The sequence below is a fragment of the Deltaproteobacteria bacterium genome (assembly GCA_015233135.1).
Taxonomy (GTDB): Bacteria; UBA10199; UBA10199; order JADFYH01; family JADFYH01; genus JADFYH01.
Window position 1 is genome coordinate 1 of sequence record JADFYH010000046.1, and the last position, 13,665, is coordinate 13,665.

Annotated in this window: 6 protein-coding genes; all 6 read left to right on the plus strand. The window is 49.4% G+C overall.

Annotated elements, in window-relative coordinates:
* Positions 1–213 precede the first annotated feature (213 nt).
* Genes HQM15_11445 through HQM15_11470 form a run of 6 tightly spaced genes read left to right on the plus strand, consistent with a single transcriptional unit; the run spans position 214 to position 13,498 of the window.
* Positions 214–1,620: a hypothetical protein gene (locus HQM15_11445; protein ID MBF0493377.1), complete on the plus strand. Its 1,407-nt coding sequence runs from the start codon at positions 214–216 to the stop codon at positions 1,618–1,620.
* A gap of 8 nt (positions 1,621–1,628) precedes the next feature.
* Positions 1,629–2,282 carry a hypothetical protein gene (locus HQM15_11450; protein MBF0493378.1) on the plus strand — a complete coding sequence of 218 codons (654 nt, stop codon included), beginning with the start codon at positions 1,629–1,631 and terminating at the stop codon, positions 2,280–2,282.
* A 1-nt stretch (position 2,283) separates the two neighbouring features.
* The gene (locus HQM15_11455) at positions 2,284–4,824 is read left to right on the plus strand and encodes a hypothetical protein (protein MBF0493379.1); all 2,541 of its coding nucleotides are present in this window, start codon (positions 2,284–2,286) and stop codon (positions 4,822–4,824) included.
* Complete coding sequence (locus HQM15_11460) at positions 4,821–8,093, plus strand: hypothetical protein (GenBank protein MBF0493380.1); 3,273 nt, start codon at positions 4,821–4,823, stop codon at positions 8,091–8,093. Before HQM15_11455 ends, HQM15_11460 begins: the two co-directional genes overlap by 4 nt.
* 48 nt (positions 8,094–8,141) lie before the next feature.
* On the plus strand, positions 8,142–10,655 hold the full coding sequence (locus tag HQM15_11465) for a hypothetical protein (GenBank protein MBF0493381.1): 2,514 nt from the start codon (positions 8,142–8,144) through the stop codon (positions 10,653–10,655).
* On the plus strand, positions 10,652–13,498 hold the full coding sequence (locus tag HQM15_11470; GenBank protein ID MBF0493382.1) for a hypothetical protein: 2,847 nt from the start codon (positions 10,652–10,654) through the stop codon (positions 13,496–13,498). Before HQM15_11465 ends, HQM15_11470 begins: the two co-directional genes overlap by 4 nt.
* The last annotated feature ends 167 nt before the right edge of the window (positions 13,499–13,665 follow it).

A 13,665-nucleotide genomic window follows, 5' to 3' on the forward strand; every position in this document is an offset into this window, starting at 1 on the left:
GCGAGGCTCCTTTCTTGTCCTTTTCAAACCAAGAAATCCTCGCCTTCTTTTTATCTCTAAGCAAAATTAAACTTTCCTTACTTTTTGCTCTTTTTTACCCCCAGTAATTAAATGCATCCTTTTTTAATTTTCTTAGCAACATTTTCTGGGTTCATCCGATACCCTTTCTAGGAATCAGGGAAAGCCCTTGTAAATAAAGGAAAGGACGGGAGGATGAATCCACTGGTGTTAGACCAACGAGACTTGGATTTTATTGCGAGAGTTTATTCGGCCGACCTTATCCCTGCAAACGAAAGACAGGATTTGGTCTTCGATTACTTGAATCGCAGTTCACTCCCCAGTCATCCCCGGCGTCACGACAATTATGAAGTCAATCTCAGACTTGCCATAGAATTACAAAATCTCGTCAACGGAGCCAATAGCATTTCAGGACGACAACTCAGTTCTGCACTGCAAGCCAGTAACAGTTACTTTTGTGACTATCATGCCCACACCCTCCCCCGATCAGAGATGGTTCCACAAATTTATCTTGAAGAGAATGCCCCCATCCAAGATCCGAACAACCCCTGTCGAGTAGAAAACGATCATGCACTGCCGCCTCCTCAGGTACCTGAGAGTTTCCAGTCTCATCCACCCAGCAATCTCGTCACTCAACTCCTGCAAACTATTCGAAGCCACTACACTCAGGCCCAGAACCATGACCGCAGCCAGGGATATGGGGATCCCAATGGCCATACTGCGTCAGAAGCGCGTCATATCTGTGAAAGAAATGCTCAACGGTTTGCTGATAGAATCACGGCCCTGTTTCAGAACCCAAGCCCAAATACAAATCTCTCATCCGATGAAAGAGCCTTTCTTTATGCCGCGATTGAGTTTTACAGGAAAAGAATCGAGCAGGATGTTCACTACGATACCCGAGAAGGCCCCAGCTCTCCCAGGGCCTTGATAGAACTCGAAGCGCGTGATCTGGAACAAACCCGCAGTCGATTTCCCCTGCGTTTCACCACTTTTCAAACCTGGAGCAACCCCTATTTTGCGAACATGGCTTCCCTCGTTCGACCAGGTTCTGGGCAAAGGCATGCCTACACCAATGTCGATATGGCAGTAACGACCAACCTGCCAGGCCGTATCAACTTTGGACTAGAGGGAAGTTTGGGTTGGAACCGTTTTAGAGACAACAATGTGATCTTGTTAGGGGGCCCTAGTGTCAACTTCCTTCTGAGACCTGAAACGCGCCTGCAAGTAACCCCCCTTGCAGGAATAGATGTGCTGAACGGACCAGAAAATAGAAATTTAATCATAGGCTTGGAAGTAACTCTTCAATTCGATTCTCATCAATCGATTTGTAATCCTTTGTCCCCTACCGTCCTGGCCTATCTCTACCCTCCTTTTGCCTCGGCCTGTCTTAACGATACGGTGCATATGCCCTCTATTCCCACAACCAGTGCGGCCTTGGGACTAAGAGTTTTGGTGGATCAAGATTTCGCAAATCCTGTCTTCATGCTCAATGTCAGTTTTTTTAATCTAGGAGACTTGTTTAAATCAAGAATAGCCCGGCAAGTAGGCGGCGTAGCCGATGCCTTTGGAACAGGTGTAGGGATGCTGATAAACCCTCGATAGGAGTTTTTATGGATTTTTGGAAAAATCTTGGTTTTTCAATGTCAGCAGGTTACCAGTTTTTGAGCGGCCCTCAGGGTTTAGTGGGTTACCCGCTGGCAAGACTCGACTTGACCAACCACTGGGGGGGGACCGACCCGCCCTATGTTCGCCAAACTCAAACCCTAGGGGATGCGGAATATACTCCTCCTTCTTATCTTCGACACCAATTCACGGCACTGCTGGGTCTTACCGCAGAGGCCCCAGGCACCTTTGCGCTGAATCATCCGGAAGCTCTAGGCTTAGGCCGAGACAATTTTGGATTTCGTGTGGGGGCAGGCTATTCGCTTTCCAGTTGCATGGCACTGAACCCCTATCAACCTTATGTTCCAGACTCCAGCACCCTGCCTCAAAACCAGCACTATGTCAGACGCTCTGCGACGGCTACTCCCCCAGCCATCACCGTCTGCTCCTGGACCCTAAGCGTGAGGGGAATTGTCAATCTTTTCCCGATAGACCCACAAAGAATCAGCGCTGGCGGAGAAATCGATTGGCAATATGCCTTGGGAAGACCCGCCGCTCCCTCGGGGATGTATCCCTTTGCAGGACTCAATGTCTATGTAGGGTCCGACTTAAGTGGACGAACGGAAGTCAGCCCCTCGATCAATGGAGGAGTAAGGTTCTAATATGGATCTTCAGGAATTCATTCAGGATCTTGTTCAAAGAGCACTCTTTCCAGCATGCGCTACGCCTATGTTTGCGCCAGAGCCCACAAACAACAGACCCACAACTGCAGCAAGTCCGGTTCCAACTTTAACTTCGGATGCGTATCATGCTCCTGCTGCCTTCATTCGTCTGGGCGAATCCCTAAACAGAAGTCATTCTGCTCTTTCGCCCCGTTTTCACCAATGGCTGGCTGAATTTGACAGGATCCAAGCACAAAGGCAAGCCAGGCAGCAAGCCCCTCAGCAACTGATTGTAAACCCCCTGGAATATGGACTGAGGGTGTTCGTTCAATTTAATCGAGATCCTATTCCTGCCGCCTGGGGGGGGATCTTGTCTCCAAGACTGTACCTGAATCCGGACGCAACTATTCTGCTTGAAACCCAACACCGTGGAAATGAGGCCCTCTTCAGAAGCAGCCACCCCGAAGAATTGCTGCGTGTGTATGCCTTGGGAACCACGCTGGGCCTTGGAGATTCCAGTCTCCAACTCAACTCGGCAGGACGTCTGCGCTTGGAAGGGGAGCTTTGGAGCATATTGAATTGCCTTTTTGGAACTCCCAATGTCCAAATGACACAGGCGGGGCTGAGAAACCTTGCGGCAGCATGGATACACAGCCATTTTATCTACCCCGATGGAGAGGCAAATAGCTGGAGGGATCTGGCCGCTATTTTTGAGACTCAAGGGGTGGCTCAAGAGCTGCGACCAGATTCTATCTTGAACGATTTACTCAATACCCCCACAGCGCCCCCAAACCCCTCTGCCTCAAGCGCAGGAGGGTTTAACATCCTTTCTCTTTTTCCCAGCAGCCAGGGAGCTTTATATCTAAGGACAAACGATTTTTATTATGCGGAAAATCTTTTTTTATTCGACAGCGACAACCCCCTGAATCTTCATCTCAACTATAGTCTCGAGCCCCGCAATATTGCGGACACACTGAATCTTTGGACCGATGAACCCAATGTCATCCACTGGAGTTTGGCCAGGCTGGCCAACGGCATGGAATTAGCCCCCGGTGGTTTTAGAATTTCAGGAGACGAAGATCATCTCTTGGTGGGGATCAATCAAATACAACTTCAGGTTGTGGAAAATGAAGGCATAAAAGAATTACGACTCACCGATGGAAGCCCCGTGCAATCGGGAGAAGAAATTCCCTATCCCATTCCTCCAGGGCTTCATCTGGAAAGAAGCGAAAGTAATCCTCATCAATATCGAATTCGGGCAAACCTGCAGCTCGATTTAAAACTCAAAAACGGTGTGGAGTTTCATGGACAAGTTCTGCTCGGGGCCACCCTGGAAATCGGAGACGGTCCTCCCAAAATGGTTCCAGAAAGCATTTACCTCTCCTTTAGAAATTTCAGATTGAATGTCCCCGGGCCCTTTCCCTTCCTGCAAATGCAGGAGGCAAGGCTAGTTTTTACTGATATCCACCCCGAACAGATTCTGCATCGAGATCATTTGGGCCCTGGCTTCGCCTTAAGCATTCAATCGGGTCAAAATCATCTCAATAGTTTTTTCCCCATGTTACTCGAGGAAAGACAAGAAACACTTTACCACCCACACCCCTACTCAAATGGCAGTGAGGTTTTTGAGGGGGGCCACTCCCCTATCGAAAATTATTTCTATCACCACTTCACCCAGGATTTCGCCAGGCCTGTTTCAACCCAAACTTTGTTTAATCCCCCGGAGGACACAAATATTTCAAGCTGGCATCTGGACCCCTTCTACTTTCGAGCGATAGGCACCCAAACCCTGTTTGGAAATTATGATGTTCCTAGAAGTCTAAATCCATTGATTGCCCACCTGGATGCCTGGATAGGGAGGCACCCCCAGCCCAATCTCAGCCTGGACTTTAGCACTCAAAGTCGGGCCTGCCTGAGAGAGGGTGATTTTGACTGGACCACCCGAAACGTCAATTTCACCCCCTCTGGCCATCATCTGGAAATTCAGAATGGAACGGCCCATGCCCATTTATCGGCCGAGCTCCTTGCTGCCGGCATTCATCAATATGGAATCTCTGCTTTCCTGAATGGGAATTTCAATGCACAGATGCTCTCCATTTACGATTGGGGGCGATATGCCGGCTTCCCTCTTGAACTGATGTTTGGATCTTCTGCTAGCCTGCTTGCACAGACTGCAATTGTTCGAACACGCTGGAATGGAACCCTGAGACAAAATTATTCTACAGCCTCCGGAAGTGGAAACCTCTGTGTGCAAGGCCAGGTTTCACTGCCTGCCCGCTCTGTTCATCCTTCCTCTCAAACGATACTGGCACTCGGTTCCCAAATTTGCATGGGCGTACAGAATACCCTGGCCAACATTCACATCCATCTCATTGCCCCTCTGGCAGGATTAAACACACTGTTGGCCCCTCCTGAACCCATGCCCGGTTATGAAGGTCATGAAGCAAGCCCGGTCCTGAGTCCAGTTTCAGCCCCTCCAAGAATATTTGATGCGAATAACATTCAATTTTCTTGGCCGCTCAGCATAAGGATTTTCCAATGAGCGTCTTTCTCAGACTGCAATTGCATGTTTCTTCGGGAGCTGCCCAGACAAACCCAGGGCCTTCACTAGCTCCATCGGCAAATCCTCTGCCTAGCGCGACAGTGCCAAGTCCAAGCCCCGTTTCAACCCCTGTCTCACCAGGGGCAAACAGCCAACCCGCTCGCAGTCTGGCTTCGTTACTGGGGCAACCCACACAAAATATTTCAACCTTCTGGAGGAGAAATTTGAATCCCGCTCGTCCTCTGGAGGGCTTTCAACGCTATGTGCCCCTGATTCTGGAGTTCATGAATCACATTCGCGCCCTCGACTTGAACGTGCATAATCTGTTTTCAAATCTGGGTCAGGATGGCACGCGCCATTCAGAATTCAGACAAGATGGCACCAGCGACCCCAATGGGGCCACCGTTTCCGTCGAAAGAAATACCCGGGTGGATATCAACATTTCGGTAAGACCAGATAGAAATCTGGATGGCGAACCTGTATTGAATCATTTTTCTGTGGGCTATCTAGATGATCACGACCCCACTCGCAGGCCCTTGGATATCTCGGGAAGGACACCCATGCCCCTGGGCTCTTTTGTCCTGAGTCTACGAGGTTTCTTTGGCATGCTGGCAGGAGTACCCCTTCCGGACCGTGAAGATTTTGACCCCATGGATCCGCGGCCTGTTCCCCTGGATGGCAGCGTAGCAATTTGTCAATCGGTGGAAACCTGTTTGTGGGTGCTTCGCTACTCCTTTAATGGAATCGTCGAGGGGGTAGCTCGTGAAAACATTGCCGGCTTCATCAATGGTTTTTGGCCCTCCCAGGGTTTTGACCGAAACTTTTATCGGGAACACAACCTGCCCACCAACACCATGTACATGCGTCTACGCGATTTTGTGGAAAACATTGCTGCAGCATACCTTTGGGATTTTGGACAAGAATATCGAAGAACACATACTGAAACGGGAAGCCCAAACCCTCCACTGATTTCCGGGCCCCTCGAATCGATGCGACTCGATGTGCTCAGCGAGGCTCACGCCTATCCACTTCCCGATGGATCACAACTTGAGTTGGACAGGCACAATGCACTTCGAACAGAAACCCAAAATGCGATTCGAAGCTTGTCCCGGCAACCCGAGCATGAAACCCAGGACGAAAGAGAATTACGAGAAAGTCGCCTGAATTATTATCGAACCTTAGCACTCAATTTCGGACGGCAAAACAGCCCGCACCGTGACCCTGCAAGCTTAAATCACATTAGTTTCAGCACCCAAAACTCAGCCTTTTACGACCATGGTAACCAGTTCACCCGGCTAAACGCCAACCAGAGTCATTTGCAGGTTTATGGCGCAGCCCTCTCTTTCAGCAGCCCCGATTGTAGTCCCCAAAATCAGAGCTTCAATTTCCGCAATTTTATTGCCGATGAAGTGCATGTAATCGGGCCGTCTCTGATGGATCTCATTCGTGACCTGGGCACCGATCGCTGGACCTCGGAGACCCCCATTCAAATCCGTATTGCCCGACCCAGCTTTAGAAATTTCCACCTGGATACCGGGAATCTTCGGCTGGATCTCAATGAATGCAGTGCAGACCAGATCAATATCCGTGTTCCCTCCCTGCACAGCCTGGCACGCATCATGGGAACCAGCCCCAGCCATCCCTTTTCTGTCACAGAGCTTGCCAACCATTGGCAGGAACTTCTAGCCCAATGCGAAGTTCAAATGGATGGGATTCATCTGAATGGAAATTTTGAAATCGAATACCGGGAAAACAATTTTTTGATGCGCGGTTTTGGGGGAAGAATCAATCACCTCAATCTCACCGCGCTTGATCTTCACAATCCTGAACTGCTCAGAAACCTTGAACCTCTCATCCACGATTATCGAACCAACAACCCCGCTCATCATCGAATTCCAAAAGTGAGCCTGGATGAGGCAATATTCAGGAACATCGACGTCAGCTTTAGAAACCTGGGGCATATCCATGCCCAGGATAGTTTAGTTCGAAACTACGTCAGTTACTTCCCTTACAATCAGATTGCCACGCTGTTTTCTGAAATTCACATGGATGGCTCACTGAACTATAATTCCCAGGGTTTGAATCCAACCGAAAACACCTCACGCGCGGCAAGCACAAGAAGAAGTTGCCCGGACACGCTTCGCAGTGGTTCTCCTACAATCGCCTCAGGCTCTCAGGCAACTCAAACTCAAATTCCAACTCAAACTTCTCCCACCGAAGCAACCCGCACCAACTTTGTGCTGCAGGGAAATAGCAATGTCCGCAATGTTCAGCTTCGCTTCGATTTGAGACAAGAAGGAATTGCACGCTACAAACTCGATTGTGACGTCGATGGAAACATTCAACCCGGTTCTGTCGCCTTCCTCAATGAGGATATTTCCATCGATATCGGGGAAGATAGCGCCGTAGAGGCCATGCACTTACAAAGTCATGGAAGCTTCGGCAGGGGAAACAATGACCAAGCCCTACAGCACCGCACCTTATTTTCGGGGGCCATGCGTCTTAATCTGGTGGATGGACACATCGATCTGGCTCATCTGGATCTCCCACTAGCCCTCAATGCCCAACTTCAAGATATTTCCGCCAGTTCCAACGACGCCTGTGCCTATGTCTCGAATGATGAAATCCATGTGGCGGGTCGCAGCAATTTCGGCTCGGCTTGCAACCTGGATGATTTTGAAAATGCCCCCGATCCTACAAATACCCAATTACCCCAACTTGCCACCGATTCTCCCATCCAGGTAAGCCTTAGCCTAACCCATTCTGCACTGAGCGTGAGACAGGGGCTTCCTTTCAGTCACAATGATCTTGCCGGAACTTTAGCCCTAGGCCTGAATCGTCTTATTCGACGGCGACGAGATAACGGAGAAGCTTGGGAGGCGGATTTGAGAGAACCCAGAATCAGCGATATCAGCGGAATGGCTCGAGCCACCCTGAGGGGTCAAAATTATCAGGTTCTTCTTCAGCCCCAAGAGGCAAATAACCCGAATAACCCGGACAATCATCTCGAGGCCTCCCGGATAAACGTCATTGTCGGAATTCCGAACTCACCCCAATCCCCCATCCGACTAGAACAATTTCTTATTCAGGGATTAGATATCTCTCTCAATCGCGAAAATCCAAATGCTCACTTAATTTTGCAGCTCCCATATTTTAGAATCTGGCAAGCCGCCGAGCGCCATCTTCGTTTTTGGATGGATTTGCCCCATTCAAATATTTCTGCCGCCTACCCCGGAGCTCCGCGAATTTTCTGGGGAGCACAAAGGTAAGAAATATCCTCTAATAATTAAAACAGGACTTTTAAAAAGGAATTCGGCATGGGCTGGGAAGACCTATTATTTCCAAATTGTAGCAATAGAACTCCCGAAGAAATTTATTCTTCCAGCGGAGCGCCTTGCGTCAATTGCCACCCAAGCCCAAGGACAGAAAGCAGCACTTGTTCGGCTCAAGCCTTTTGGCCGGCTGAGCTGCACCGACCGCTGATTGCCCTCTCCCAAAACCCACAAAACTTTAGCACTTGGAGAAACCAGAATCATCTTCGAGCCTGGAGGTCTGAACAAAACCAGAGACAAACCCTTCCCTTTTCTTTTGGAGATGTGGAGATCCACGCTCGAGTCAATCCCTATGAGGAAAACAGTGACCTCGGAGCCCTCCGATATTTCCTGGCTGCAAACACAAGAATAGAGGCCTCATTGTTTGCGGACAGTGGCCGGATTTTTCTGGGACAAGATCCTCTGCTCCGTATTTCCCCCGTCCATCTTCTGGGCAATCTTCAATTCTACTTTAGTCCACAAACAGGATTTCGATCAAACAGCACAAATTTTAACGCGGCCGATGACTACCTGCTGCACTCGATGCACCGCCTGGCCAGTCTTATTCCGGCCACGAGGGAAACCCCCTACCTGAGCGAACTGGTCGAAAAATTGGGAAACAATCAGGTGCCCACGGCTTTGGAAATCGATCGTCTCTGGACAGATCTCCAAACCTTGAGGGTCAGATCGGGACAGGGAAATGGACAGCTCCAAAATTCCGCAACCTTTTTCGATCGTTTTGAACAGGTCGAAAATCAGCTTCAGCCTTACATCGAAGAAGGAAGTATTGACCTGCGTTTCAGGCCCTACACCCTCAATCTTCCCTTTTTGTCGCTGCAGTTTTATACCCTGCCTTCCAATTTTTTTTCTGCCCAGCTCCGTTATGCTCAGGGACATTTTGAAAATCCCACACTCCACTGGAATACCGATTTGTCCCAGATGACAATCCCTGGCTGGCTGGACTTGGGAAGAAGCCATGCGGAAATTGTAGCCTCTCTGTTTCCCCTGCAAATTCATGTCCCCCATTTTTATAGCCATCTAGAACCTGGCCCTCTGGGACAAACTCAGGCCTCGCAAATGCCCCCCATAGAAATTTTGGGGGGAACTATTTCTGCAGGCGAAGGCATAACTGCCAACGGAATCCCCTTTGAATCTGGCATTCATTTCCAGGAAATAACCCGCGGAAACTATAGCCTGCGAGCCAACCTCCAATTGGAAAATATCCAATTTCGTGTGGGGGAACAAACTTTTCAAGTTAGCAGCCATCTGCTTTTGAACCTTCCTCTCGAAAGGGATGTTTCTGGAAGTCTTGTTCCCAATTTCACTGCTGCTTTCTTTCAGCTGGATCCACTGCAGCTCGAACTCGAAACAGGCCCTGGGGAATTTGAAAGCTGGATGAATGGCTCACAAATAAGCGTTCAAGCTTCAAGAGATGAAGATCATAAGCTGCATTTCCGACTCAAACTCTCGGCTCCACAACTTCATTTACCGGAACTTCCCTCTTATCACGCCCTCAACCTGCAGGCAGACATCCCGGTGGCAGGAGTTGCAGAAAGTATCACAGAAAGAATTTTTAGCCTGGATGACCGGGATTTGCTTGAAAACAGCCCCCCAGAAGATACAGCCTTTTCGTCGGTCGGTCTCCACATACAACTTCAGGCTCACGAACCTCTTCATGAGGTGAACGCAGATCTGAGACTTGAAAGCAAGGCACAAGGCAGCTGTTCCCGTTCTTATCAACTCAACTTTTCCGCTCCTCAATGGGATGGTTTTTTGCAGAACACCTATATTCATTTGAGAGGTCTTGAACTTCACTTTGAAGCCAACCATCAAATTGCGGCAAATTCGCAACATCAGTTTGAAATTGGAAGACTGGATTTGCACACCGATTCGCGGAACTCGAGTCAGGACCCAAGGACGAAGATTCCCCAGGGAATTATTGATGTCCACTTGCAACACAATCCCCGTTTGCAAGTAAGTTATTCAGAAGCGAATTCGCAAATCACGTATCGAAATCTCAACCTCTCTTTGCAGGCCCGCGAATTTCCTTTTCCTTACCCTCATCCCACTGTGAGAAGTTTTGATTTTCATGGAAACCTGCAAGGCTCGGGAAGATTGAATCTGGGCAGTGGCCTCCTCCAAAGACATTCCTCAAACAGAAGCCTCCTTCCGGGAGAGGCCTTGCAAAATTATTTTCCACTCTGTCTCAACGGCGAAGTTCTCTTAAGAGGAGAACGGGCACTGTTGCTTCCCGATCCGCTGCTTCAATCCGCCACATTTTGTGCAGGCATAAATCATGTAGATTTTTCACAGCAAAACCTGCTGGGAGATTTTCTTTTTCAGGGCAATATTTCCAGAAAATGGGTGTATACCTTTCTGGGTTTAAATCTGGTTTCTGATGGAGAACTCTTTCATTATTTTCATCATCTGGGGTTCACGCCCGAGGCCCGACGTGAAAATTTTCAGGATTTTTTAAATCGAGTCCATCAATTTGAATCGAGTTCAGGAGTTCAACCATGATCTGGCCCAGACTGTTTTCAGAACCTCTCAGACTCTCCCCAAGTTTTCAAATTTACAACACGACTGTAGCTTCTAATATTCCGACTTCCAATTCTAGAACCTTTGGAATACAGACCCTTCAGCTCTCCCCGTCAATGCCTCCGTCAAATTTGAATCTCCCGGCTTCTGCACTTCAGAGCCTGGGAAGAAGTCTGCTCACCCGTCCCCTGGACTATCGCTGGATGAGCCCGTCCCCTCTGCCTCCCCCAGCCATAGAAAATCCACTCACCCATCTGGTACAACAGGTAAGTCAGCGGATTTTTTCCGGCCTGATCGAAGTCCATCGATTAACCATCAACGCAGGCAACGCCTCTTGCCGCTACGCCGAAAGCAGACCCATCGGACAAGGGCCTGGACCCGAGCTATTTTGTACCGCAGCCAACACCCGGGCCAATTTGCGGATTGAAATCCATCCCGACTTGCTGACACAAGCCCCTGTCCTCTCCCACTTTTCTTTCAACTTTGACCCTTCGCTCTCTGCAAGATTGGGAGCAATCACACTTTTGCATCCCTCATCCATTGAAGATTTTCATTCCTCCAATCCACGGCTGGAACGCTGTGCCAGCGATGCCGATGGATTTGTCTGCACCAACATCCCGGAGGCCCAGGCGCCTGGCGATTATGTCTCCACCTCCACCCTTTTTTCACCCCGTTTCAGTTTCGAAGGAGACACCTTCGCCCTCGATCCCCTGACCACGCCCCTTGCAAGGGCGAACGGACAAGACCTGGCTCCACCACTGCTGGAAAGCCTTGGAATTTCCAGCCAGATTTTACCCCGACACCTGGAAGACTGGATAAACTTGCTGGCCCCTCTCTGGGAACAAGGGCTCCCCAGACAAGCCCCCAATACCTACAATCCCAACCCCAGTCCTTTGGTTGATTTCGAAACCGCCCAAGTGCGAGGAGACTTTATTCTACGGCCGGGACAAATTTCACAAGAGGGTTTTGAACTCACTCTGAATCATCACTCACGCCTCAGCCAAAATCGTCTGCTCCTTCAGGGAGATCCCGAAAATATCCTCTTACAAATATTACAGCCCCAATTTTCGCTGCGAAGTCTCGAAGAGACTCAGGCCCCCTTTCATTTGGAAATAGACCAACTGCGGGCTCAGGGCCTGGGGATAGAGATTCCTCTGGAAGATCCACGGCAAGGCCCACGCATTGTCATTCACCGAGCCCAAGTGGCTGCGATCGACTTTGAAACCCCGGAGAGAAAGACCCGATTTCAATCGGATGGATTGCAGGCAGAACAGATCGAGATCCTACTGCCCAATATACAACAAATGCAGGCGCAACATTTCGATAGAAACTGGATTCTTGCCCACACCGAAGTGGTCTTTCATCACAGTGAGGCCCGTCATCTTCAAGTACGAACCCAGCTCGAAAATGGGGGTTTGGGAGACCGCGCTCAGGCCCTGACGCTCGAAATAAGCGGGGGACGACTACCACTGCTGCGTTTCAATCCGCAAAACAGAACTCAGGGGCAGGGGGAAGCAGAAAACGGGCCCTCGCAAATTTTGGAAATTCCCGGAGGAGAAAGCCAAAATTTGCGTATCACCCTGGGATCCAGAGAACACCCCGATCAGGAGCATTTTGAAATTCAGGAAGCCTCTTTTTCGGGATTACTTTTGGAAAGACACGGAACAAGGTTTAACGCCTCCCTTGGCCAGGTGTCTGCCTCACAAATCGACTATGAAGGCCTGCTGGGTTCGGACAATGTGGGCAGCCAACTTCATTTTCGAGGACAAGCCCAGCTTGAGGACCTGAGCTTCCACTTTGAACGAGACCTCGAAGGACATCGAAATGCCAGCATCGATTTTGCCCTCCACGGACAAATTCAACAGGGCACCCGATTGCAACTCAGACCCTATCTGGAAAATCTTGAGGTAGAATCCGGAGAACTCAACGGAATCTTTCGAGGGAATTTGCATCTTGAAGACACCCAGCCCTATCAGGCTAATCTCGATTGGCAGGGAACTCTTCGTTTGCAACTGAGTCGTCTGCAAAACTTTGGCCACCACCTGAATATTCCCGGATTTTATTTTCGGGGTTCCCTGGAACAGGTATTGCTCGAAGGGAATATTCACTTATTATTTGATGGTCACACTCTTGATCTTTCTTCCGCCTCGGAAACCGATCACCCTCTTCATTTTGCGGCCCTGCTTCGAGACACCCAAATCACGCAAGATCCCCGGGTGAGTGATCATACCCTGCAACACCTTCGTTACAATGAAAGCATCCAAACAGACTTCCGAATACAGAGTGCCCAACTCAACATAGACCGCATTTCCCATCTGCGCTTCATGCAGGAAACCGGAAGCTCCAGCCCCTTGCTCGAAACAGAAGTGCAGGGCATTCAAATTCGAAACATTGAAGGCGGTGGCGTCTTCAGTATTTTTGCGCCCGTCAGCGGACGTTATCATCGACTGCTTCTAGCCCTGGGCTCTTATCAGCTACCCAGGCTCTTGCCCACTCCCCCAACCCTGCGCCTGTTTGTCCCCAGCCTGCATTCGAGCCGGGAACAATGTCCGGACAATTTTTTCTCACTCCAATCCTTTCGCACTTTTCGGAACACGAATGGAAATGAACAAAGCGAAATCCAGGGCATGGAGGCCTGTTTTTTTTCAAATCCCATCGACCGCGAAGGTCTTTTACGTCCGCACTTTCGCCTCAACATCCCCGCTCTCTTTATCGAAAACGGAACTTCTCCACACGTGTGGAACCGGCAGGAAGGCATGCAAATTGACCTCTCGGGGGGAGACCCCCTGTCCGAAGGATGGAGTAGTTTCAGACCTAATCCTTGAGTGCTGAGGAAAATGCTGCGACAAGTCATTATTTTTTTTAAAAAGATGCATTTAATTACTGGGGGTAGTTTTTTTTGATAAGGCGAGAAGTTTCTTGATTTCTATTTTTTTCCCTTTGCCTTCTTCTTTTCTAAAGTCAATCACTTCTTGTTTGGGGTGTTGTTTTG